20 protein-coding genes and 1 pseudogene are annotated in these 23,861 nt (G+C 35.2%); 10 read left to right on the forward strand and 11 right to left on the reverse strand.

Features of this window, described 5'->3' with window-relative positions:
- Positions 1-51 precede the first annotated feature (51 nt).
- Complete coding sequence (locus tag EG339_RS01120; RefSeq protein ID WP_123868496.1) at positions 52-915, forward strand: glycoside hydrolase family 25 protein; 864 nt, start codon at positions 52-54, stop codon at positions 913-915.
- Between the two features lie 158 nt (positions 916-1,073).
- Here EG339_RS01120 and EG339_RS01125 read toward each other — a convergent pair whose 3' ends face one another.
- On the reverse strand, positions 1,074-2,729 hold the full coding sequence (locus EG339_RS01125; protein ID WP_123868497.1) for an alpha/beta fold hydrolase: 1,656 nt from the start codon (positions 2,727-2,729) through the stop codon (positions 1,074-1,076).
- 292 nt (positions 2,730-3,021) lie between these two features.
- Between EG339_RS01125 and EG339_RS01130 the strand changes: the two genes are divergently transcribed.
- The gene (locus tag EG339_RS01130) at positions 3,022-4,917 is read left to right on the forward strand and encodes an ABC-F family ATP-binding cassette domain-containing protein (protein WP_123868498.1); all 1,896 of its coding nucleotides are present in this window, start codon (positions 3,022-3,024) and stop codon (positions 4,915-4,917) included.
- Between the two features lie 79 nt (positions 4,918-4,996).
- Here the strand turns inward: EG339_RS01130 and EG339_RS01135 are convergent, their stop codons facing one another.
- Positions 4,997-6,052, reverse strand: a complete 1,056-nt coding sequence (locus tag EG339_RS01135; RefSeq protein WP_123868499.1) for a Gfo/Idh/MocA family oxidoreductase — start codon at positions 6,050-6,052, stop codon at positions 4,997-4,999.
- A gap of 183 nt (positions 6,053-6,235) precedes the next feature.
- On the opposite strand from EG339_RS01135, the gene EG339_RS01140 reads away from it, so the two are divergent.
- The 3 genes from EG339_RS01140 (at position 6,236) to EG339_RS01150 (ending at position 9,958) form a co-directional block, all read left to right on the forward strand.
- Complete coding sequence (locus EG339_RS01140; RefSeq protein WP_123868500.1) at positions 6,236-8,527, forward strand: TonB-dependent siderophore receptor; 2,292 nt, start codon at positions 6,236-6,238, stop codon at positions 8,525-8,527.
- 91 nt (positions 8,528-8,618) lie between these two features.
- The gene (locus EG339_RS01145; protein WP_123868501.1) at positions 8,619-9,134 is read left to right on the forward strand and encodes a hypothetical protein; all 516 of its coding nucleotides are present in this window, start codon (positions 8,619-8,621) and stop codon (positions 9,132-9,134) included.
- A 233-nt stretch (positions 9,135-9,367) separates the two neighbouring features.
- Entirely contained in the window at positions 9,368-9,958 is a 591-nt protein-coding gene (locus EG339_RS01150; RefSeq protein ID WP_123868502.1) for an outer membrane beta-barrel protein, read from the forward strand.
- A 97-nt stretch (positions 9,959-10,055) separates the two neighbouring features.
- Here the strand turns inward: EG339_RS01150 and EG339_RS01155 are convergent, their stop codons facing one another.
- Positions 10,056-10,691 carry a peroxiredoxin gene (locus EG339_RS01155; RefSeq protein ID WP_123868503.1) on the reverse strand — a complete coding sequence of 212 codons (636 nt, stop codon included), beginning with the start codon at positions 10,689-10,691 and terminating at the stop codon, positions 10,056-10,058.
- 97 nt (positions 10,692-10,788) lie between these two features.
- Between EG339_RS01155 and EG339_RS01160 the strand changes: the two genes are divergently transcribed.
- Complete coding sequence (locus EG339_RS01160; RefSeq protein WP_123868504.1) at positions 10,789-11,676, forward strand: mechanosensitive ion channel family protein; 888 nt, start codon at positions 10,789-10,791, stop codon at positions 11,674-11,676.
- Positions 11,677-11,860: 184 nt separating this feature from the next.
- Here EG339_RS01160 and sucC read toward each other — a convergent pair whose 3' ends face one another.
- The 5 genes from sucC to EG339_RS01185 all read right to left on the reverse strand — a co-directional run bounded on the left by sucC (position 11,861) and on the right by EG339_RS01185 (position 17,430).
- Complete coding sequence (gene sucC, locus EG339_RS01165) at positions 11,861-13,051, reverse strand: ADP-forming succinate--CoA ligase subunit beta (RefSeq protein WP_123868505.1); 1,191 nt, start codon at positions 13,049-13,051, stop codon at positions 11,861-11,863.
- Positions 13,052-13,181: 130 nt separating this feature from the next.
- Positions 13,182-14,459, reverse strand: a complete 1,278-nt coding sequence (locus EG339_RS01170) for a chloride channel protein (protein WP_123868506.1) — start codon at positions 14,457-14,459, stop codon at positions 13,182-13,184.
- 2 nt (positions 14,460-14,461) lie between these two features.
- Positions 14,462-14,848 (reverse strand): DUF423 domain-containing protein, encoded by a 387-nt coding sequence (locus EG339_RS01175; protein ID WP_123868507.1) that lies wholly within the window; start codon positions 14,846-14,848, stop codon positions 14,462-14,464.
- Between the two features lies 1 nt (position 14,849).
- A complete protein-coding gene (locus EG339_RS01180) occupies positions 14,850-15,935 on the reverse strand; it encodes a hypothetical protein (RefSeq protein ID WP_123868508.1) in 1,086 nt (361 codons plus the stop codon).
- A gap of 166 nt (positions 15,936-16,101) precedes the next feature.
- Positions 16,102-17,430 (reverse strand): hydroxymethylglutaryl-CoA reductase, degradative, encoded by a 1,329-nt coding sequence (locus tag EG339_RS01185; protein ID WP_123868509.1) that lies wholly within the window; start codon positions 17,428-17,430, stop codon positions 16,102-16,104.
- 238 nt (positions 17,431-17,668) lie between these two features.
- Between EG339_RS01185 and EG339_RS01190 the strand changes: the two genes are divergently transcribed.
- Entirely contained in the window at positions 17,669-18,928 is a 1,260-nt protein-coding gene (locus EG339_RS01190; protein WP_123868510.1) for a putative DNA modification/repair radical SAM protein, read from the forward strand.
- 119 nt (positions 18,929-19,047) lie between these two features.
- Positions 19,048-19,806 (forward strand): TIGR03915 family putative DNA repair protein, encoded by a 759-nt coding sequence (locus EG339_RS01195; protein ID WP_123868511.1) that lies wholly within the window; start codon positions 19,048-19,050, stop codon positions 19,804-19,806.
- Between the two features lie 1,023 nt (positions 19,807-20,829).
- Here EG339_RS01195 and EG339_RS01200 read toward each other — a convergent pair.
- Positions 20,830-21,630, reverse strand: coding sequence for a DNA alkylation repair protein (locus EG339_RS01200; RefSeq protein WP_123868512.1), 801 nt, complete (start codon positions 21,628-21,630; stop codon positions 20,830-20,832).
- Positions 21,627-22,265 carry a peroxiredoxin-like family protein gene (locus EG339_RS01205; protein WP_123868513.1) on the reverse strand — a complete coding sequence of 213 codons (639 nt, stop codon included), beginning with the start codon at positions 22,263-22,265 and terminating at the stop codon, positions 21,627-21,629. The genes EG339_RS01200 and EG339_RS01205 overlap by 4 nt, the downstream gene beginning before the upstream one ends.
- A 95-nt stretch (positions 22,266-22,360) precedes the next feature.
- Here EG339_RS01205 and EG339_RS01210 point away from each other — a divergent pair, with 95 nt between their 5' ends.
- Together EG339_RS01210 and EG339_RS24825 are read left to right on the forward strand one after the other, a co-directional pair.
- Positions 22,361-22,708 carry a winged helix-turn-helix transcriptional regulator gene (locus tag EG339_RS01210; protein WP_123868514.1) on the forward strand — a complete coding sequence of 116 codons (348 nt, stop codon included), beginning with the start codon at positions 22,361-22,363 and terminating at the stop codon, positions 22,706-22,708.
- 92 nt (positions 22,709-22,800) lie between these two features.
- Positions 22,801-23,169 (forward strand): annotated as a pseudogene (locus tag EG339_RS24825) (IS982 family transposase); the annotation flags it as partial.
- A gap of 83 nt (positions 23,170-23,252) precedes the next feature.
- Here EG339_RS24825 and EG339_RS01215 read toward each other — a convergent pair.
- Positions 23,253-23,843: a DUF6624 domain-containing protein gene (locus EG339_RS01215; protein WP_123868515.1), complete on the reverse strand. Its 591-nt coding sequence runs from the start codon at positions 23,841-23,843 to the stop codon at positions 23,253-23,255.
- Positions 23,844-23,861: the final 18 nt, after the last annotated feature.

The following is a 23,861-nucleotide window of genomic DNA, read 5'->3' on the forward strand; positions in this document are numbered from 1 at the left end:
CTGATTTTATTTAGCATTTAGCAGTGAAAAAAGTTAGTTTTGCAAAACTTTATGACACCGAGAAAGTACACCAAAAAAACTGCCAAACGAGTCCACAAATCCCGTCGGAAGAAGTATTTTTTCCGGAGGTGGGTGATATTGGCAATATTAATTATAGCATTGATAGGAACCGGTTTTTATTTAAAACAGACCGTTACTTATTATTATGCCCTGTACTTTAATAAGTTTAAGCATAAAAAACTTCATAACAGTGAAAAGGAAGCAGCCAGAATCCAGAGAATTTTAGCCAGTAACCTTGATAAAACCTATGGTTTTGATGTTTCCCACTATCAGAATAAGGAAGATATCAGATGGGATAGTCTCAGCATCGGTAACAAAACTATTCCCCTGGAGTTTGTAGTAATGCGGGCAACCATGGGAAATAAAAGTGCGGATAAGCATTTTGACGAGTTTTGGGAAATGGCAAAAAAACATGATATGATTCGTGGAGCCTATCATTTTTACAGGGCTGATGAGGATCCGGTGATCCAGGCGAATAATTTCTTAGCGAATGTAAAACTGGAAAGTGGTGATCTGCCTCCTATTCTGGATATAGAAAAAATTCCGAAACGGAAGACCAATAAAAAATTAGTGGAAGATCTGAAGGTATGGTGTAAAATTGTAGAAGAAGCCTACGGTGAGAAACCTATTATTTATACATACTACCATTATTATAAAGATTTTCTGAAAGGCGAATTTGAAGGCTATCCTTTATGGCTGGCCAACTATAATGATGTTCCTATTCCATCTCCTGATGATCAGTGGGATTTCTGGCAATTTACAGAAAACGGGATTGTTCACGGAATTAACACTAAGGTAGACCTTGATATTTACAATGGTAATTCCTGGTCTCTGAAAAGACTCACTTTAGATTAGTAAGGCCGGAATGCAGATACCGGAGATTTCCTTCACTCCAAGTATCAGTTTTAAGCTTATTTTCTAATGATTCAAAAAAACTCCTTTTAATCTTCCATGTTGAAATTAAAAGGAGCTTTTTAAACTTACTGCCTCTGTCTTCCAGCTTCCTGTTTTTCCTACTTCTTACTAAGGAAACTTAGAATATCGGCATTAAGCTGATCCGGTTGTTCATAAGGAACCATATGGGTTGTATCCTTATAAATTTTCTTTTCAGCGTTTGGAATTTGTTTGGAAATAAATTCTGTATGATCCGGTTTAATTACATCTCTGTCACCAGCAATAACAAGAACCTTACTTTTTATTTTATTTAAATCATCTTTACTGATACCTGGCTCTGTCAGCATGATCTTTAGAAGTCTGCGTTCATTAAACGTTTCTCCAGAAGCCATATCATTCAGCTGTTTTATCTGGCTGGTAAACCTTTCAATAAGCTTATCTTCTACTCCTTCAGGAAAAGCATTAGCTCCAATAGTTACCAATTTATTAAGACGTTCCGGATATTTCAATGCAAATTCAAGGCCTGTATTTCCACCATCACTCCAACCCACGATATTAACTTTATCGAGCTTTAGCTCATCAGCTAATGCTTTTACATCATCTGCAAATAATTTATATGTAAAATCTTTTTTGGAGGTATCTTTACTTTTCCCCTGTCCTCTTGTATCTACTGCAATTATTTTATACTGCTTGGACAGCACCGGAATTTGCTGATAATAATCTTTGATACTGCCTGAATTACCGTGAAGCAATACCAGAGGTTCTCCTGTGCCATACACTTCATAATAGAGATCGGTATCTTTAAGTTTTAAATATTTTCCGGCAGAATCATTTTTACCATATATGGATTTATCTGCTTCCGCTATATTTTTCGAGTTATCAGCCAACCATGCCTGGGAGACATCATCGTCTGCATAACCTCCATCATCATCTTTGGTATCTTTTCCGCTTTTATCCATTTTTACATCAATATTAATAGCGGGAGCAGCAATAGTCATCTTTTTCCAGTCTCCATAGAACTCACGGATAAATCCTGTTTTAAACAATGCCGCACTAATTTTAATATTTCCGTTAAAGGCTTTTAGGAAATTAATCCCCACAAAAAATTTACCTTTCACCCAAATGTTATGATCATTAACATCAAGCGTAAATGTTCCGTCTTTAATCATATCTTCAGTAAGCTGTACAGTAATCTCTTCATCCAGGATATTTTTATCAGGGTAACCGTCCTTTTCACTGTAAATACTGTATCGCATCAAAACCGGTTCTGTAGAAACATAGCGGGCAATATTCAAATTAATATTTTTGATTTTAGATCTTTTCTTAGCATTAAATTCCAAGGCTGTTTCACCAAGGAAGCCTGCTTTATCACCTACCGGATTAACGAAATATAAAATACTTTTGGTTTTTGTTGTTACTCCCCAGTTTTTATCAACCAGCTTTTTAGGTTTAATAGCAATCTCTTTGATTGTTTTGGTTTTCTCATTCAGAACTACCTTCTGCTGGTCATGCTTTTTGAACTCCCGTACCGCTTCCTCATACAGTTCATATCCCGGAACCTCTATTTTTACTTTCTGGTCCGGATCCAATCCGGTAAGATCAATTGAAAAATTTCCTTTGTTATCAGAAATAGTACCGGTAGTTCTCTTTTCTATCCCAATCTTTACATAAGGAACAGGCTGATTTTCATTTTTAGAAATAATGGTTCCTGAAATTACCTGTGCATTGAAAACCGAAACCGTAAGGATAAAAGATAAAATACTGAGTTTTTCCATGTTAAAAGTTTGATGCAAACTTATCTATTTTATCACCATCACTACTCATAAGGCATTATTAAATTTAATCTTCCATTAGTTAAATTTATTCTAAAAAACCTGAACTTCAACCTATGAATCCTAAAAACTTTAAATGTTGCCGCCTTTTTACAAATCGCCATGATTTCCTCCCATAAATTATTAAGAAATCATAAATATTCATTTTTATAAGGCCAATTCCGGAAAATTTTATGGTTACATTTTCGTATTTTTGCGGTTCAGTTCAAAATTAAAATCAAACTATTAATTCCCAATGAATTACGTTTCTGCAGAAAATCTTACCAAATCTTATGGCATCAAAGTTTTGTTTGAAAACATTTCCTTTCACATCAATGAAGGAGATAAAATTGCTATTGTTGCCAAAAACGGAAGTGGAAAATCTACTCTTCTTAAAATTTTAATGGGTAAAGAAATTGCAGACAGCGGTACTGCGATCATTAATAAAGATATCCAGGTTGTTTTATTCGATCAGGAAATTGATTTTGATTCCAATTTAAGCATTGAAGAATTCATGATGACACTGGATTCTGAACCTATCCTTGCTTTAAAGAACTACCACCAGTCCCTTCATTCCACAGATCACGCCTTTATTGAAAAGGCACTTGCAGATATGGAGGCCCACAAAGCATGGGATCTTGAAAATGAAATGAAACAGATCCTTTCACAGCTTAAGATTACTGATCTCGAGGCTAAAATGGGAACGCTTTCCGGAGGACAAATTAAACGTGTTGCCCTTGCAAAATTATTAACAGAAACCAGAGCAGAACATAAACACACTCTTCTAATCATGGATGAGCCTACCAACCACCTGGATGTGGATATGGTAGAATGGCTGGAAAATTATCTTAACAAGGCAAAAATCACACTACTGCTTGTTACCCACGACCGATATTTCCTTGACAGTGTTTGTGATATCATCTGGGAAATGGAAGACAGGAACCTTTACGTTCACAATGGTTCTTATGCAACGTATCTTGAAAATAAAATGATCCGTGAAGAGAATCTTAATGCTACCATTGATAAAGCCAATAACCTTTACAGAAAGGAACTGGAATGGATGCGCAGACAGCCAAAGGCCAGAACCACAAAATCCAAAAGCAGAATAGATGCTTTCTACGAAACAGAAAAGGTAGCCAAAACAGATACCAGAAAACAGGGTCTGGAACTGGATTTTGAAATGAAACGCTTAGGAAATAAAATCCTGGAACTGAAACATATTGACAAAAGTTTTGGAAATAAAGTCCTGCTAAAAGATTTCAGCTACCAATTCCAGCGTGGTGAAAAAGTAGGAATTATAGGAAAGAACGGAGCCGGAAAATCTACATTATTAAATATTATCCAGGGATTGGAGAAAATAGACAAGGGAGAAATTGAAACCGGGGAAACTATTTCTTTCGGATATTTTGCCCAGAAGGGTCTTACTTATAAAGAGGATGAGCGTGTAATTGACTTTATTAAGGAAATTGCGGAATTCTATCCTTTAGCGAATGGAAAAAGCCTTTCCGCATCACAGTTCCTGAGATTATTTTTATTTGACGACCAGACGCAGTACTCTCCTATTTCAAAATTATCGGGAGGTGAAAAGAGAAGATTACACCTGATGTATATTTTGTATCAGAATCCTAACTTCCTGATTTTTGACGAACCTACGAATGATCTGGATCTTCCTACATTAACGGTTCTTGAAAATTTCCTGCAGCAATTCCAGGGATCTTTAATCATTGTTTCTCACGACAGATATTTCATGGACAGAATTGTAGACCACGTCCTTGCTTTTGAAGGAGACGGAAAAATCAGGGATTTTGTTGGAAATTTCTCAGAATACCGTGAAGCCAGAAGTCGTGAAGAGGCTTTAGAAAAAAATACGGCTGTAAAATCTGAACCTGTAAAAGAAACGCCTGCTGTTACAGAAAACACCTCATCATCTAATTCTCAAAAAAGAAAATTAACCTTCAAAGAACAAAGGGAGTTGGAAACCATTGAAAAAGAAATGCCTGAGCTTGAAGAACAACGTACAAAAATCTTAGATCAGCTTAATAATGAAACTGAGTATGAAAAAATAGCCAAGCTTTCTTCAGAACTGGAAACAGTTTCTGAAAAACTGGAAAACCATGAAATGAGATGGCTTGAACTTCAGGAAATCATGTAAAACATAGGTTATAAATGAGTTCAGAGAGCTTGAGAATTTTACTTTAGCTAACTTTGAACTCATTTATAACACTCACCCCTTACAATACAGTTACTTTACCGTCTTTTACACTTTCCAGTGATGCATCAATGATCTTCATATTCTGAATGACTTCTTTTCCCGGTGATGGTAAAGGATATCCGAAAACAATATGTTCATAAATCTGCTGGTAATAATCCATATAATTTCCAGCTTCGCTTGAAGTAAATATTCTTTCTGTTTCAGAATTTTCATTCAGATAATTTAAAATTCCATCTGCTTCTTTCAAAGGCTGCATCCATTCTTTTCCATAAACAGGAATTGCTCCTGCAACCAATTCAGTTTCCTGATTATCGGTTCTTTCCTGCAGAAAGCTTCCTCTGTCTCCATGGATTTTATAAGCATAGTGATCTTCTTTGGTAAAAACTGAGGATTTTAACCGTACCCTCAGATCATTTTTATAGAATAGCACAATTTCAAAATAATCATTGGCGAACTCTGATCCCTTCATAGAAAATACATCTGCAAAAAGCTTTTCAGGATATCCGAAACACTGTACTGCCTGGTCTACAAGATGAGCTCCAAGATCATGTAATGAACCTGAACCTGTCTGATCAGGATTTTCTTTATGCTGCTTTCCGCTAGGCGTAGTACGGAACCTGTCAAAACGGATCTCCGCTTCTTTAATATTTCCTAATTTTCCTTCGCTTAAAATTTTTTGTACCTGCTGAAAATCTCGGTCGAATCTTCTGTTTTGATAGACACTTAAAAATAATCCTTTCTCTTCCGCGAGCTTTACCAATTCTTCAGCTTCTTCTACATTTACGGTGAAAGGCTTTTCAACAATAATATTTTTTCCTGCTTCCAATGCTTTTCTGGCATATTCATAATGCGTCTGCACCGGAGTATTGATAATAACCAGTTCTACATCTGCATTCTGAAGCATTTCTTCTACCGAACGGTAAATAGTGGCTTCAGGATATTTTTCCTTAGACTCTTCTTTACTTCTTTCTACTACTGCAGAAATGAAGAACCCCGGATGGTCTTTTAAAAAGGGAGCGTGAAAGACTTTTCCACTCATTCCAAAGGCACAAAGGCCTGCTTTTACCAGTTGCATATTTTAATTTTTCAACAAATATATTCATAAAAAGTGCTGGATACTGTCTCAACAATAAGGATAGAAAGAATCCATCTATTTCACCTTTAAAAGATATGATAAAAATCATGAAATTATTTTTATCTATTCTAAACAAATACTTACATTTGCGCCTTATTTAAAACTGTTCTACATAAAAATAAAATGAAAAGACAATTACTATCACTAGGTCTTCTATTTATCGCTGTTTCAGCCAGTGCACAGCTGAAAAACGTTGAAGCAGACACCATCAGAACTCAAACCATTGAAGATATTAATCTTCATAAAACAGGAAATCCTAATCAGGCAAGGCCATTATCTACAAAGTCTAATCTGACGATGATGGAAACTCCTCAGCCAATTGCTATTGTTACTCACGAAATCATTGAGCAGCAACAGTCTAAACAGCTGAGTGATGTTCTTCAGAATGTAAACGGGATGTATATCACTTCATCCAGAGGAAATTCTCAGGATAGTTTTGGTGGGCGCGGTTTTATTTTAGGAAATGATAATATTTTCAAGAATGGATCAAGAGTAAATAGCGGAGTTTTTCCTGAAGTAAGCGGTCTTGAAAGAGTTGAAGTTTTAAAAGGATCCAACGCAATGCTTTATGGAAATACTGCTGCGGGAGGTATTATCAACATGATAACCAAAAAGCCTAAATTCAATTTTGGCGGAAGCATAGGATTAAACGGCGGAAGCTGGAATTCTTACAAACCAACAATTGATGTTTACGGCCCATTGTCTAAAAATATTGCTTTCAGAGTAAATGGGGCTTATGAATATGCTGAAAGCTTCAGAGATGTGGTACAATCTGAAAAATATTATTTCAACCCTTCATTCTTATTTAATTTAAGTGATAAATCCCAATTAATTGTTGAGGCAGATTATCTTAAAAATAACTTTACTCCGGATTTTGGTCTTGGATCTATTACTGAAAAAGACCAAAGCTACAGATTGAATGATGGACTTTCCAGAAATGTTTTCTTTGGGACTGACTGGCAATATCAAAATGTACAGCAAGCTTCTACGAATGTAACTTTTAATCATCAATTCAACGAAAGATGGTCTTTAAATGCTACGGCTTCTTACCAAAACTACACGAAAGATTATTTTTCTTCTGAAAGAGTACAATGGATCTATGAAACTAAAGACAAAACTGTAGATCCCAACAGATTATCCTGGAAAAGACCTTTTGGTAGAACATACAACGAGCAAAATTATACTTCTGCACAAGTAAACATCAACGGTGAATTCAATACCGGGAAAATCAACCATAAGGTATTAATTGGTTCGGATGCAGATTACAGCCAGGCAGATGCTTATGCCTATAATGTTACAGATCCAAAAAACCTTCTCTATTTAGATGATCCTTCAACATGGGGAAATATTGACATGCCTACTTCTACTCTTACTACAAGAAACAGAATCAATACAAGAAGAATTGGGATCTATGCACAAGATTTTATCAGCTTAACAAAGCAATTAAAAGTAATTGCTGGATTAAGATGGTCTTATGTAGAAAATATGCCAACACTAACAACCCGTTTTGCATCAAATGAGAAATTTGAAGTAGCAAATTCTTCAACTTCGGATAATGCATTCTCCCCAAAAGTAGGATTGGTTTATGCTCCGAATGAAAATCTTTCGGTATTTGCAACGTATACAAATTCATTTGCTTCAAATGCAGGATATACTTCAGATCAGTTTGGTACTGTAAACACCAATCAATCTGTTACGCAAATTCAAAATCAACTAGCCGGGCTATCAAAACAAAGCATAAAACCATCAACAGTTGATCAGTATGAAATTGGTGTTAAAAAGAATTTCTGGAACAATGCTTTAGCAGTTAACTTAACGGCTTACCAGATCACGTACAACAATTATTATCAAACCTATTGGTTCATTCCTACAACTACGCCTAATGCAGCACCAGTAAATTCAACCGATACCAACCTTAAAGAATTTGCAGGAAACATGAGAAGCCGTGGTGTAGAATTAGATATTACGGGAAATCCAACAGAAAACTTATCAATCATCGGAGGGTTTTCTTATAACAATTCTGTTTATCTTGACACTCCTGAAAAAGGATATATTGAAAAACAGAGATTGGTGAGAACACCAGCAACAACGGCAAATGCCTCGGTTTTCTATAAATTTACAAACTATGTAAAAGGGTTGAAAATTGGAGCTGGAATTTATTACATTGGAGACAGAATTGCCGGATGGAATGATACTAAATCAACAAATACAAGCAGAAATAATGTAAGCAGAATGTTTGATCTAAAAGATTATACTACAGTTTCTGTATCTGTCGGATATGAATGGAAAAAATTCTCTATCCAGGGAAGAGTAGGCAACCTGTTTGATGTTGTAAACTACAATGTTCACGAAAACTATTCTGTGAACCCAATCACTCCAAGAAATTATTATTTTACATTGACCTACAAACTGTAGAAAAACTTTATAATTACTTCTTTATTAAAAGTGGAAATTGCATTTTTGCAGTTTCCACTTTTGAAATTTAAAAACAAAACAAAAAAACGATATGGATAAGATTAAAGACACAAGAAGTTTCATGAGAGTTACACACCGTTATCTGGGATATTTCTTGGCTGGTATTATGGCCGTGTATGCTGTAAGTGGAATTATTCTGGTCTACAGGGACACTGATTTTTTAAAGAGTGAAAAAAAATATGAGAAGACTTTATCTGTCAATCTATCTGAAAAAGAATTGAAAAAGGAACTTAAAATGAAAGGCCTTGAAGTGGAAAAGACTGAAGGTACTATTCTCCATTTTAAAAGAGGAACTTATGATTCGGCAACAGGAGTTGCAAAATATTCAAAAATGGAACTGCCTTTTGTACTGGATAAAATGGTTTCGCTTCACAAATCTCAGTCTAAGGATGCTATTGCGCCTTTAAGTGTATTTTTCGGAGTGGCACTTTTCTTCTTTGTTATTTCAAGTTTCTGGATGTTTAATCCTAAAACAAAAGCTTTCAAACGTGGAATTAAATTTACAATTGCAGGGCTTATTATATCCATTATTCTTTTATGTATCTAAATTATAAAAGCAATTAAGGCTTTTTTAGCTTTAATAACATCTGATTCCCGCAGCTCTGGCGTATTACTATAAATTGTGAAATATTCAACAAATATGTAAAAAATACACCTTCTATCTCATTGATATTATTAACATTAATTTAGAAAAATTGTCTAAAATTAAGAGTCTGGCACATTTATTGTTTTTTCTTTAATTCGTGAATAATAAACATTTAATTATTAAAATAATAAATTATGAAAAAACTTATTGTAACAGGAGTATTAGCTATAGCAGGATTAACAGCAACTGCCAACGCTCAGATTCAGAAAGGTAATTGGATGGTAGGGGGAAACCTTGCAGGTGCTAATTTTGGTTTAAATGAAGGAGCAGGATATGATTTTGCTATTCAGCCAAAGGGTGCTTATTTCATTGAAGATAATCTTGCAGTAGGGGGTTATGTAGATTTAGGATTTAAAGGAGCTAAAGATGCGCCAACTACTTTCACATATAATGTTGGAGCATTAGGACGTTACTATCTTAACCCGGGAGAAAAAGGAGTGGATAATTTACTACACCACGGAAGATGGTTCTTCGAAGGTAACGTAGGGGTTGGAGGAATGTCTATCTCTAAAGGAGGTTCTTCTTCTAATGGTCTTAACTTCGGATTCGGTCCTGGTTATTCTTACTTCATTACACCGAATATTGGTTTAGAAGGTTTAGTTAAATATGATGCCAATGCGGGATTCGGAAGCGGTGGATACACAAACAAAATTACTTTTGGTTTAGGATTCCAGATTTATCTTCCAACATCTAAAGCAAAGCAAATCATCAATGATGTTAAGTAATCACTGAAACACTTATATAAAAAAATGAAAGCGGCCCGGAATTATTCTGGGCCGCTTTTCGTACAAATTAAAACTAAACTATAAAAAATCAAATAAATCATGTATTGGGTTGAGGGGTATATCTTAAATAAGGTTTTATTTCAGTTACTCCTTTAGGAAATTTTTTAATGGCATCTTCTGTAGAAACCGCCGGTGGAACAATTACATCTTCTCCGTTCTTCCAGTTTACCGGAGTGGCTACCTGGTAATTATCCACAAGCTGTAAAGAATCCAATACCCTCAGAATTTCATTAAAGTTTCTTCCAGTAGAAGCAGGATACGTAATAATAAGTCTCACCTTTTTAGCAGGGTCAATAATCAATAAAGAGCGCACTGTAGCGGTAGCTGAAGCATTCGGATGAATAAAATCATAGAGTTCAGAAATTTTCCTTTCCTTATCCGCAATGATCGGAAACTGTACATCAGTATTCTGGGTTTCATTAATATCTTTTATCCAATTCTGATGATCTTCTACACCATCTACGCTTAAAGCAATTACTTTGGTATTCCTCTGGGCAAATTCAGACTGTAATTTAGAGGTATATCCTAATTCTGTAGTACAGACCGGTGTATAATCTGCCGGATGTGAAAATAAAATTCCCCAGGAATCTCCCAGATAATTATAAAAATTAATATCCCCTAAAGATGATTCTGCCTGAAAGTTGGGTGCTGTATCTCCTAATTTGATTGACATAATATTTCGCGTTTGTTAGTCTACAAATTTAGTAGACTTTTTTGATACTGGCAAAATTTTTGCTGAAAATTTATATCTTTAATGTAAAATTTTATTCATGGAGAAAACCGGACTCACCTACATAGACCTGGTGTATAAGGTATTGGAAAATTGGTATGTAACGTTTGCAGAGCTTACTCCTAAACTGATTGTGGGTATTTTGGTATTTACATTCTTTCTTATTACAAGTAAATACTTGAGCCAGATTGCTGTAAAATTATTTCATAAGTTCTTTCCAAAAAGCCAGAAAGAGAGTTCATTGGTTACTTTAATCAGTGTATTCAGGTTTTTGATTATGCTGATGGGAACATTTATTTCACTTGAGATTATGGGATTCAGTGGCTTTCTCTGGAAATTCATCGGAAGTTTGGGAGTTGCCGGGGTAATTGCCGGGGTTGCTTTAAAAGACCTTGTTTCAAGTATTTTCTCAGGAATGCTGATTGGCATAGACAAGGCATTTAAAGTAGGTGACTATATTACGATCGGAACTCATTCCGGCACCGTACAGGAAATCGGATTTTTAACAACCAAAATTCTTACCGATGATGGAAAGAAAGCTTACATTCCCAATCAGGTAGTTTTCAATGCTCCTTTTTACAATATTACGGCTTCCCCTCAACGAAGAATTATCCTGAACTTTGAAATTCCGGCAGACGAAGATATCAGCAAAGCCCAGAAAGGAATCCTTGATGTGATCAAAAACCTGGATAATGTAGATAAGCTGGATACTGCAGAAGTTATTTTTACAGATCTGAAGCAAGGGTCATTCAATCTGCAGGTTAAATTCTGGATCAAGATTGGCGCTAATCTGGCGCAGGTAAGAAGTAAAGCTTATCTAAATATTAAAGAGCGTTTTGATGCAGATAAAATCCAACTGGTTACACCAACCAGTATTAGTATTACGAATGGAGATACCAGTTTACCTGAAAGCCATCAGGATAAGTAATTTACTATACATAAAAAGTAAAGACCACTTCAAAAATGAGGTGGTTTTTATTTATGGTGATTTGCTAAAAAACTGAGCCTACAGATTTTTGAAACCTTCCAGACTTAATGGTATCCATTACTTCAAAACAAAAAAAACCGTTCCAAAATCGGAACGGTTCTCTTATTTATTTAAAAATTTTAGATTACGCTAAAACTTCTTTTACTTTGTTTGCAGCTTCTTCTAAAGTAATTGCAGAGTGAACCGGAAGGCCAGACTCATCAATTAATTTTTTAGCTTCTACAGCGTTCGTTCCCTGTAATCTTACGATCAATGGAACCGGAAGGCTACCCATAGCTTTGTAAGCATCTACAACCCCCTGAGCAACTCTGTCACATCTTACGATACCTCCAAAGATGTTAATTAGGATCGCTTTTACGTTTGGATCTCTCAAGATAATTCCGAAAGCAGTCTGTACTCTCTGAGCATCTGCAGTACCACCCACGTCAAGGAAGTTAGCAGGGTTACCACCTGATAATTTGATGATATCCATAGTTGCCATTGCAAGACCGGCACCGTTCACCATACAAGCAACGTTACCATCCAATTTTACGAAGTTAAGACCAGCTTCACCAGCTTCTACGTCCATTGGATCTTCTTCTCTTGTATCTCTTAATTCAGCTAAATCTTTGTGACGGAATAATGAGTTATCATCTAAAGTTACTTTAGCATCTACCGCGATAATTTTGTTATCAGAAGTTTTCAACACTGGGTTGATTTCGAAAAGAGATGCATCAATACCTGTATACGCATTGTAAAGAGAACCGATGAATTTTACAAATTCTTTGAAAGCATTCCCTTCAAGACCTAGGTTGAAAGCAATTTTTCTTGCCTGGAACCCTTGAAGACCTAAAGCCGGATCAATGATTTCTTTGTGGATTAAATGAGGAGTTACTTCAGCAACGTGCTCAATATCCATACCACCTTCAGTAGAATATACGATCGTATTTTTACCTTCAGCTCTGTCTAAAAGAATAGAAACATAAAATTCTTTAGTTTCTGATTCACCTGGATAATATACATCCTCTGCAACCAAAACAGAATTTACTTTTTTACCCTCAGCAGAAGTTTGTGGGGTTACCAACTGCATTCCGATGATGTTCTGAGCGTTTTCTTTAAGTTTATCCATGTTCGGAGAGAACTTTACACCACCACCTTTACCACGTCCACCTGCGTGGATCTGAGCTTTTACTACCCACCCTTGAGCGCCGGTTTCAGCAGTTAGTTTTTCAGCAGCAGCTACAGCTTGGTCTACGTTGTTTGCAACGAAACCACGTTGGATAGCTACTCCATACTTTGATAAAATCTCTTTTGATTGATACTCGTGAAGATTCATATTATTTTTATTATTTTATTTTAATATTTAAAGGTTGACAAATTTACTAAAAAGACATGGAAGTTCAAGATTCTTCATTCAAAAATTAAAGATTCGTTCCTTGATTTTTGACATGTTTATACATTTTTCCTTATTCTTCCGCTAATTTTTCAGACTGAGATCCGATGAACGGAATCCTTGGTGCAAGGAAATATCCTGTAAGACTGGCAAATAATATCGGAACAAAATAAGTGAACCCGGTTAATGTTCCCAGAATAATGGTTGTACTCATTGGCGTTCTCGTAACACAGGCATTAATTGCCGCCATACAGCTTACAATGGCCAGCGTGGTATCCACACCTGGGAATACATTGTGAATAATTAATCCCAAAGTGGTTCCTACAAAGAACAGCGGAATGATAAAACCACCCCTCCAGCCTGAAGTTACTGTAATGGCAATAGCCAATATTTTAAATACGAGTACAAGAATCAGGAAATTCAACCCAAAGTTTCCTCCGATTAACTGATTGATCTCATTGTGTCCGAAATATCTTGTGATCGGAAAATTGTATGCAATAATTCCTAAAAGAATTCCGCCTACTAATGTTTTGATATAAATGGGAAACTTTCTGTATTCAAAAAGTTTTTTGAAGAATTTCACTACGAAAATGAAAACCCAGCCGAAAAAAGTTCCGACAATTCCAAACAATACAGCATATAAAAAATCATATACCCCAGTGTAATGGTAGGCTTTCAGATCCCAGGTTGCGCCAATTCCAAGATGGATAATCAAAGCGAACATCAGGTAACTGAAACAGCTTGCTACCAATGCCGGAATAATGGCTTTGTAATATTCAACAGCATGTTTATGGTGCAGTATTTCCAGGGAAAAAAGACTTCCTCCCAGCGGAGCTCCGAAAAGAGCTGTAAAACCGGAAGCCATCCCTGCAATACTTAATGAACGCAACTCTTCACCTTTTAATCTGAAAATCTTCCCTAGCCAGGTTCCTGTAGATCCTGTTACCTGTACCAAGGGAGCCTCTGGTCCTAAACTTCCTCCGGATGCTACACAAAATAAGGAAGAGAGAATCATGGATGGATTATTTTTCGGATCCAGTTTTCCTTTGTTGAACCTGATGTTATTAACAATCAGATGGATTTCCCCCGGATCTCCGATAAAGTGGATTACCAGCCCTGCCAGCAAACCGCAGACCGCCATTGTCGGAATGACCTGCCAGCCTTGAAAGTGGGCTAAAAATTCAGTAAAATGTTCCAGTACGATCCAATATCCACCGGCAATAATACCACCAACCAGACCTGTAAAGGCCCACATGAAAAAAGTACGGCTGAATACGAACGGATTAAACCTTATGGGCTGATCTAAAAGGTTGAATGTTCTTATAAGCCGTCTTCTTCTGTTGATTTTCATTCTTAGATTTTATTTTTAGCAAAATAAAGAATCAGCATTCCCCAGCTTAAGATCATCAATAATCCACCAAGCGGAGTAACAGGTCCTAAAAACTTAAGATTGGCTCCCATATAATCCTGCATGCTCAGGAAATAGATACTTACAGAAAATAAAAATGTTCCTGCAATCATTAAAATGGAAGTCCATTTTTCTGTGGAAGTTTCAAATTTTAAAATATATCCTATGATCAGCAGAAAAAATGCTGCATACATCTGGTATCGTACTCCGGTTTCAAAACTTTCCAGTCTTTCCACTGATAATATTTTCTTTAAGGCATGAGCACCGAATGCACCAAGAATCACAGACAGCATTCCATAAACGGCTCCAAAAATCAGGGTAATTGTTTTCATTTTATAACTCTTCTAGTTCTATACTTAAATTTTTCTTTGTCTTATCATCCTGCCAGGTTCCGGAAATTTTGTTTCCTTTCATTTCTGCTTCTACAAATGCTCTTGGAATCCATTGGCTGGTTACATCATTATAATGGTCATTTTCTGTAATAGAAATATGATTTCCTTTCATCTGCCCATTCCATTTGATTAGCTTTTTGTTTTTGTCATACCAATATTCCGCATTAAAAGAACTTGTTCCTGAGGAATCATCTGCAGGATAGAAACGGCTTACCAGAACTGTAATGGAATATTTTCCATCAATTTTTCCTTTGTACAGCTTATTTCTGAAACTTGTTCTTCCAATATTATCAGATCCGCTAAGTAGATTTTTTGCATAAGGACTCCAGTATTTTTCAAGCTCTTTATAGGTAAATTCAAGCTCATGACTACCAAGGTCGTCTAACGCTCTCATTGCATGATTGGAACATCTTCCTGCAACAAATGTCAGCTTATCCTTTCCAAAAAAATATTGAATATTATCCAAAGACTGCTCTGTAAAACAGCCTTCATATATTGCGATCTGGTCTTCTGTTTCTTCGGACGGATTTTTCTCAGACTTTAATTGAGTAAGAAAGTCATCCACTCTTTTCTTTACTTTCTGTTCAAGTAACTTTTCAATGACTTTCACTGAACTTGCCTGAAACAAATCCTGAGCATTGATAAAGTTCCCGGTTCTCAGATCAAAATTTTTCCAAACTGAAAAATTTTCAGGATAAGCTCCTGAAGCTTCCCCATCCATCCCGATACTTAGAATATTTTTAGGGGTTTCCAGCTTTTCCCAACTATAAAAATAGACATAGTTAGAATAAGAAGTTGTTCCTGTAGACACCAATTTAAACGGATTAGTGCCGGAATGCGGAACATATTCCAGTTCGTTTACCTGAAGAAATGTGTTTATTTTAGTTTCCACTAAAGGGTTTTCTGCAAAAGAAATCACCGGAAAAGTGGAGTCTTCGGTCTTTGGCTGTAAATCCGCTATTTTTAAATTTTTCTGCGAAAAACTTAAACCGGAAATCAACATAAAAAACAAGACACTTTTTTTCACTGTTTAGACTTTAAATACATTAAGATAAACTTAGCTACCAAAGTAGAAATCCCAAGTATGATAAACATATTGGCAAATCTCCTGGAACTGTGAAAGCCCGGTGATTTGGTTTTCTTTAAAAAGAACCCAAAGATGAGAAATATGACAGGCAGGATTATCTGTAACATTAGTTTCCTCTCATTCGGTTAAACTCATTGATGACTTCATGATGACTCACCGTCTTATCTTTGAAGTACGTCACAAAATGCTGTTTTTCTTCTTCTGTAGCACCTAATTGGTTCAGAATATTCAGCAAGTGCATCTTCATATGCCCTTTCTGAATTCCGGTTGTTACTAATGAACGTAATGCAGCGAAGTTCTGGGCCAGTCCTGAAACAGCAAGAATACTCATTAATTCCTGAGCAGACGGTTTTCCAAGTAATGCTAAAGAGAATTTTACTAATGGGTGAAGGTTTGTTAAGCCTCCCACTACTCCAACAGAAATTGGTAGGTCTATCCAGAATCTGAAAACACCGTTATCTGTTGTACAGTGCGTCAAAGATCTGTATTGCCCGTCTCTTGCAGCATATGCATGAGCGCAGGCTTCCGTTGCTCTGAAGTCATTTCCTGTTGCAATTACAACGGCATCCACACCATTCATTACTCCCTTGTTATGGGTTGTTGCACGATAAGGTTCAATTTCAGCAATGGTTACAGCCTGTTTAAATTTAGAAGCAAATTCTTCAGGAGAAATTCCGCTGTCATCTTTCAGATCTTCCATTTTACATGAAACCTCAGCTCTTACGATACAATCAGGTGTAAAGTTTGAAAGAATATTCATCACGATCTGTAAAGAATTTTTTTCTTCCTGGGTAAAATCTTCGCTGGTTGCTACTTCCTGTCTCAATGTTTTTCCAAACTGTTCAAGGCATGAGTTGATAAAGTTAGCCCCCATTGAATCTACAGTATCAAAACTTGCTTTCAGCTGGTAGTAATTCGGCATTTCTGCCGTTTTATCCACAAGGCTGATATTTAGGATTCCACCACCACGTTTTCTCATATTCGCAGTAATTTCTTCTGTAGATTCAAGAAGTTTTTTCTTTAAGCTAAAATTAAAGAAGTGTAATAGTTTGTGAGGCTCTACATTGAATATGAAGTGAGTGTGCCCCAATTTTTCCGTATTGATGATAGTTGTTTTAAAACCTCCTTTATCAATCCAGAATTTAGCTGCCTTGGAAGCTGCTGCCACTACTGAACTTTCTTCAACAGCCATTGGAAGCGCCAGTAATTTTCCGTCAATTAAAAAGTTCGGAGCAATTCCATATGGCATATAAAAATTGGAGATCGTATTCTCAGAAAACTCTTCGTGAAGTTTCTGAAGGTCTGCATCTTCATTCCAATACTGCTTTAATATATTTTGATATTCCTGGTTACCTTCAAGATATTCATTTACGAGCCAGTCGATTTTCCCCTGCTTTGGAAGCTTGGAAAAACCTTCGATTGGTTTATGATTCATATATAAATAATTTATTTTTTCAAAGTTATATGTAACCGCATTGTTTCACCTGTATTTGTGCAACAAATCATGGCGATTACATACTATAAACTTTAATGAGGCGTAAATATAATGATTTTGAGGCTCTTTTTTGTTGATAACTTCTATGAAAAAAGGTTGACATTTATCAATTTCGGAATTAAATTTGAACACATTTTAAAACATTAATTGATACAAATAATATCAAACAATTTAGAGCATGAATTTTGACCGCCTTAAAGAAAAACTTGAAATCCTTGCTGATGCTGCAAAATATGATGTTTCATGCTCATCAAGCGGAGGAACAAGAAAGAATAAAAAGGGAGCTTTGGGTGACAGTTCCGTGAGTGGAATTTGCCATACCTATACTGAAGACGGCAGATGTGTTTCCTTACTCAAAATTTTACTTACCAATCATTGCATCTATGATTGTGCTTATTGTGTATCCAGAAGTTCAAATGATATAAAAAGAGCAGCATTTACTGTTGAAGAAGTAGTAGACCTTACCATTAATTTTTACCGCAGAAATTATATTGAAGGACTATTTCTGAGTTCAGGAATCTTCAAAAATGCAGATACAACGATGGAAAGGCTTGTACGGGTTGCCAAAAAACTGCGCCTGGAAGAAAATTTCAACGGATACATTCATTTAAAGTCTATTCCGGGAGCCAGTGATGAACTGATGCAGGAAGCTGCTTTATATGCGGACAGACTTTCGGTAAACCTGGAAATCCCGACAGAAAGCGGTTTAAAATTATTAGCTCCCGAAAAGAACAGACAGGATATGATTAGTCCAATGAGATATATCCAAAAAGGGATTATGCAGTATCAGGATGAAAAGAAAATTTTGAAGAAAGTCCCCAAGTTTGCCCCGGCAGGGCAATCCACTCAAATGATTGTAGGTGCCACCAATGAAAATGACCTTCAAATCATTAAAGTGGCAGATCACTTTTATAAAAATTTCAATTTAAAAAGAGTGTATTATTCCGGATATGTTCCGGTTTTAGAAGACAACCGGCTCCCTTCTTTAACTACTGAAGTTCCCATGCTCCGGGAAAACAGATTATACCAATCTGATTGGCTGATGAGATTTTATGGTTTTAAAGCTGAAGAAATCTTAGATCCAAACATTCCTTTTCTTGATCTGGAAGTGGATCCAAAATTAAGCTGGGCTTTACGGCATCTGGACCAGTTCCCGGTAAATATTCAAACTGCCGATTACCAGATGATATTAAGAATCCCCGGAATTGGAGTAAAGTCTGCTCAAAAAATTGTGAGTGCCAGGCGTTTTCAGATTTTAAATTTGGATCATCTGAAGCAATTGGGAGCCGCTGTGAACCGGGCAAAATATTTTATTGACTTTAATACAGGAAATGCTTTTTTGAAGTATTTAACTAATCAAAATTTGAAGAAACTGTTGATTGGGGGCAGCTCTTCAAAGTTTCATAACCAGTTTTCACAGCAGTTGAGCTTATTTTAGTTTAAACATAAATGACATCAACATTTTTTACGGATTATTACAAATTAATAAAGCAAAAAAGCCTATTTTCAGAATAGCAAAACACTTAATAGTTAGATTTTTAAATACTTTATAAATACATGACCACCCTACTCTACGACGCCAGTTTTGACGGCCTTTTCACAGCAATATTCGAAGTTTTTGAATATCGTTATAAAGATGTGGAAATTGTGAGTAAGGAAAGATTTCATCAGGAAAATATTTTTGCAGGGATCCATGAGGTTGTTACCCAAACAGACAAATCAGAAAGAGTATTAAAAAAATTGGAGCAAAGCCTAGGAAAGAAGGGCATTCATAAACTTTTAAAAGTTTTTTTATCTGAAGATCCCGAACTTGAAAAAATCATATTATCAGCTATAAAAGAATCTGTGAAGAATCCCCAAGAAAATATCCTGGAAAATTATGCAGACTCTGATATCATGAAAATTTCTAAAATCTGTAAATCTGTAGACCGAGAAAGTCATCGCATGACAGCGTTTGTCCGTTTTGAAAAAATGCAGGACGGTATTTTCTTTGCGAAAGTAGACCCAGATTTTAATGTTCTCCCTTTAATCAGAAAACATTTCAGTGATCGTTATCAGGATCAGAAATGGATGATTTATGATCTGAAAAGGAATTATGGAATTTTTTATGATCTGGAAACTTCTGATTTCTTTTATCCTGGGGAAGAATTAGATTTGAGGAATTATCAGAAAAAATTTCATAATCAGGAAAAAGATTACCAAACACTTTGGCAGCGATATTTTGCAAAGACCAATATTACAGAAAGGAAAAACTTAAAGCTTCATATACAACATGTTCCTAAAAGGTATTGGAAGTATTTGACAGAGAAATGGTGATATTTTCACACAGATTACTCAGGTTCACACAGATTTTTAAATTGATGGGAAAGAATCTGAAAAGACTTTCTTCACTTCATATTCTGACATTGTGGATAACTTTTTATATCGAAAATTAGACTTTTTTTCTGAAAAACCTTTTAATAGAAACATTTCATAACAGATTAATTTAATGAGATATACATTTTTATTTACTCTACATTTCCATATTATGTATAACTTTTTAACCACAGATTTTACAGATTTGCACGGATAATTGCTCCTTAAATGGAGATTTTGAATTGGAAAAATTTGAAAAGAGTTTTACTTCATATCCTGATATTGTGGATAACTTTTTTACATCAAAAATTAGATTTATTTCTGAAAAGCCTTTTAACAGGACATTCTATAACAAACTATTTTAGTGATACATACAATCTTATTTACTCTACATTTCCATATTGTGGATAACTTTTTAACCACAGATTTTACAGATTTGCACGGATAATTGCTCCTTAAATGGAGATTTTGTGTTGGAAAAATTTGAAAAGACTTTTTACCTCATATTCTGACATTGTGGATAACTTTTTTACATCAAAAATTAGACTTATTCCTGAAAAAACCTTTAACAGGACATTCTATAACAAACTATTTTAGTGACACATACAATCTTATTTATTCTACATTTCCATATTGTGGATAACTTTTTAACCACAGATTTTACAGATTTGCACAGATAATGTTCTTTAAATGGAGATTTTGAATTGGAAAAACTTGAAAAGAATTTTACTTAATATCCTGATATTGTGGATAACTTTTCTAGCCACAGTTTACGGAGATTTACAGATGCCACCTTTCTAAGCTATTATTTAGAAAGACATAAAATGATTATCATATTCAAATTTTAAAATTGTGGATAACTTTTCCAAATTGGCTGATTAAGCGGAATAAAAAAATCATATTGACATACAAACATTCTATAACTTATTAATTTAAAGAAAAATACAAACAGCCACAATTTACATTTGTTATTGTGGATAACTTTTATTTACGAATTGTACGCAAAGCTTTTTTAACAATATATTGAGTTTCTTTTGTACTACTTTCCCTAAGCCACTCATCACAAACTTCTACAACAAATTCCGGTTGGGATTTGCTGGCATCATTCAGCCAATTTCCTACACTGTCCTGAACATATCTTGAAGGATCTGATTTTAGCGGCTCCAAAATTTCCAGTCCTAATCCCGGATTTTTTTTCAGGGCATCAATATGTTCGCACCACACTCCTCTGGGCCTGGTAGATTCACTGGCAAAACGTCTGATATTTTCATTTTCATGTTTTGTCCACTTTGATAAAATAGACAAAGATTTTTGAAGATTCATTGAAATATCTGCACGTACCGCCATCCAGCAGATTTCTCTTACTCCAAAATGAGTATCTGAAGCAAATGGCTGTATTTTTTTTAATTTTTCCTCGGTGCTGAAAACATTATTCCGTCCAACAGTATAAGCAGCCCAACAACGAACCAAGTCTGCAGGGTGTTTAGATAATATTGAAAGAAATTCTTCATCCTTATTTTTAACGGCATATTCAAGAATTCCCGATCCAATAGCTTCATTAATGCTATTAACCGTTTGCTTTTTCAGTTGGTTTACTATGGTCAGGATAGGTTGCAGATATTCTGTCCGGTTGTTCTGTTGTAATAAATTTGCCAATAACTGTCTCTGGTCTACAGCCAGCCATTCTGTAAGATTAGCAGTCTCAATTTCTCCCCTGTTTAGCTGAACTAAAATATCAGCAGGAATATCTTTAATGGATCGGGCTCCTTTTCTTTTTTCTGTCATAATGCTTCTATTAACTTTTCCACATCTACTCTATTCATGTAATTTACATCTAAAAATCTATATGTTACTACTCTGTTTTTATCCACTACAAATACAGCAGGAATTGGTAGGGTATTATCATTATTTTTATTGAAATCAGAAAGGAATATTCCAAGACCTTTATAATATGGAAGCACAAAATCCTGCAACTGGAAAACAATACCTAATTTTTTAGCAAAATTATTATCAATATCCGTCAATACTTCAAATTCAAGGTTATTTTTCTCTATCATGCTTAAAGAATGATCCGGACTTTGTGGAGAAACAGCAATTAAAGCCGCTCCTTTATTTTTTATCCTGATTAAACTATCCTGTAAAAATTTCAACTCCAGGTTGCAATAAGGACACCAACCTCCTCTATAAAAGGCTAAAACTATTTTCTCATTCTTTAAAATCTCTTCAGAACTAACTATTTTACCTAAAGCATTTGGTAATGAGAACTCAGGTATTTGGCCTCCAATCTGAATACTGTTTTCTTCAAATTTTCCTGTTTTTAAATCCTCAATAGACTTTCCAAAAGCATCCAATATATCCTGTGGTAGCTGCGAAGACAGCTCCTGATTCAAATGTTCAATCTGTTTTGCCAGTGTATTCATTCTTTAAATTTTATTATTTTTACAAAGGTCTAAAAGCCACTACAGAAAAGCAATAACGCATATTTTTCACCCATAGGGATAAAAAAGTCAATTTTATGGAAATAAAGGGAAGAGCTGAAGAAAATAAAATCTGTCCGTTGGAAGTTGCCGTGAATACCATCAGCGGGAAGTGGAAAATTCCAATTGTCTGGCAGATTAATGAGGGAAAGAAACGCCCAAGTGAATTCTTGCGTGGGATCGCAAAAGTAGACCGCAGGGTTCTTAACCAGCAGCTGACAGAAATGGTTGAGGATGGCATTCTCACAAAACAGGCTTTTAATGAGCTGCCTCCCAGGGTTGAATATACATTAACTGAGCTTGGTGAAAAGTTGGTTGCTATTCTTTGGCAACTGAATGATTGGGGAAAACTTTTGATTCCGGAGGAGGAGAATACAGAAGTTTAAAATTAATTACCCGTTGTGCATTATGAATGCAAAGAAATAAGTTGTTCATTCGATTGAAAATCAGCAAATTGTTTTTACCACAAAACTTTACAATGAACAACTTAATTACAAATTACGAAAGAATTTTGGAAGTTTTACGGGAAATTTCAGATGAAACACTTTTATCTTATCAGAGACGTATTCCCAAAATGAAGAATTTAGAGGTTTTAAGCCTTGTTTTGACGGCCGAATAAATGGGGATTGACAGCGAAAATCATCTGTTCCGCCAACTTCCTGGTCTTATAAGTGAGAAGATAAAACGGAGTATTTACAATCGCAGAAAGCGAAAATTATATTTGAAAATCAATGAAATACGTTTAAAAATAGCTCACAGTTTTAATGAATTTGAAGATTATTTTATTGCCGACAGTATGCCTTTGGAAATCTGTAAAATCTCCAGAAGCGCACGCTCTAAAATATGTATGTTTTTTTAATAAAATTTATGTGAGAGACACACTCCATTTAATTATGACCGGAGTCGTCTACGTGATTATATGTTGTGTTGTTAATTCGGATTGAACTGAATATTGAAATTCTTTAAATAATCCTCTATTGGTTCCATTCCCATTTCTTTTCTTCTTTCGTTCACAGTTTCAGGATTTTCTAATTTATACAATTTACCATTTTCTATTTGTGAACCATATATTTGGGGGTTTCCTTCGTCCATTAAAATCCTATCTTTCATCAATGCGTATTGTTGTTTAGATAAGTCTCCATTTTTAACCGCTTTTTCTACATAAGGAAAATACTTTATTCTGATTTCTTTAGTACTATGTTGCAGTCCCAACCAGATTGCATCCATTTGTTTTTGACCCACCTCCTTTAATGTTGGCATACCACACTTTTCAATAATGCTAATCACTAATTCTTGATTCCTATGGTCTTCTTTAGCGTATTTGATGAGTTCATTTGATTTTCTAATCCTTTGGTCACTTTCTAAAACTTCGCTCAAAATTTGATTTTTTTTGCTGCAATCGACTTCAATAATATCTACTGAACCTACATAGACAAATTTATCCTTATTTATATAAAGGAATATTGATATCATTAAAACAAGAGCGGTTAATATGCTAAATAATATTTTTTTTATTTTCATTTCTATTTTTGTGTCATA

The sequence above is a fragment of the Chryseobacterium bernardetii genome (assembly GCF_003815975.1).
GTDB classification, from domain to species: Bacteria; Bacteroidota; Bacteroidia; order Flavobacteriales; family Weeksellaceae; genus Chryseobacterium; species Chryseobacterium bernardetii.

Bases quoted from the DNA above. Each gene is read 5' to 3' on its own strand.
- EG339_RS01120 (WP_123868496.1), top strand. From the start codon at position 52: ATGACACCGAGAAAGTACACCAAAAAAACTGCCAAACGAGTCCACAAA.
- EG339_RS01125 (WP_123868497.1), bottom strand. From the start codon at position 2,729: ATGGAAAAACTCAGTATTTTATCTTTTATCCTTACGGTTTCGGTTTTC.
- EG339_RS01130 (WP_123868498.1), top strand. From the start codon at position 3,022: ATGAATTACGTTTCTGCAGAAAATCTTACCAAATCTTATGGCATCAAA.
- EG339_RS01135 (WP_123868499.1), bottom strand. From the start codon at position 6,052: ATGCAACTGGTAAAAGCAGGCCTTTGTGCCTTTGGAATGAGTGGAAAA.
- EG339_RS01140 (WP_123868500.1), top strand. From the start codon at position 6,236: ATGAAAAGACAATTACTATCACTAGGTCTTCTATTTATCGCTGTTTCA.
- EG339_RS01145 (WP_123868501.1), top strand. From the start codon at position 8,619: ATGGATAAGATTAAAGACACAAGAAGTTTCATGAGAGTTACACACCGT.
- EG339_RS01150 (WP_123868502.1), top strand. From the start codon at position 9,368: ATGAAAAAACTTATTGTAACAGGAGTATTAGCTATAGCAGGATTAACA.
- EG339_RS01155 (WP_123868503.1), bottom strand. From the start codon at position 10,691: ATGTCAATCAAATTAGGAGATACAGCACCCAACTTTCAGGCAGAATCA.
- EG339_RS01160 (WP_123868504.1), top strand. From the start codon at position 10,789: ATGGAGAAAACCGGACTCACCTACATAGACCTGGTGTATAAGGTATTG.
- sucC (WP_123868505.1), bottom strand. From the start codon at position 13,051: ATGAATCTTCACGAGTATCAATCAAAAGAGATTTTATCAAAGTATGGA.
- EG339_RS01170 (WP_123868506.1), bottom strand. From the start codon at position 14,459: ATGAAAATCAACAGAAGAAGACGGCTTATAAGAACATTCAACCTTTTA.
- EG339_RS01175 (WP_123868507.1), bottom strand. From the start codon at position 14,848: ATGAAAACAATTACCCTGATTTTTGGAGCCGTTTATGGAATGCTGTCT.
- EG339_RS01185 (WP_123868509.1), bottom strand. From the start codon at position 17,430: ATGAATCATAAACCAATCGAAGGTTTTTCCAAGCTTCCAAAGCAGGGG.
- EG339_RS01190 (WP_123868510.1), top strand. From the start codon at position 17,669: ATGAATTTTGACCGCCTTAAAGAAAAACTTGAAATCCTTGCTGATGCT.
- EG339_RS01195 (WP_123868511.1), top strand. From the start codon at position 19,048: ATGACCACCCTACTCTACGACGCCAGTTTTGACGGCCTTTTCACAGCA.
- EG339_RS01200 (WP_123868512.1), bottom strand. From the start codon at position 21,630: ATGACAGAAAAAAGAAAAGGAGCCCGATCCATTAAAGATATTCCTGCT.
- EG339_RS01205 (WP_123868513.1), bottom strand. From the start codon at position 22,265: ATGAATACACTGGCAAAACAGATTGAACATTTGAATCAGGAGCTGTCT.
- EG339_RS01210 (WP_123868514.1), top strand. From the start codon at position 22,361: ATGGAAATAAAGGGAAGAGCTGAAGAAAATAAAATCTGTCCGTTGGAA.
- EG339_RS01215 (WP_123868515.1), bottom strand. From the start codon at position 23,843: ATGAAAATAAAAAAAATATTATTTAGCATATTAACCGCTCTTGTTTTA.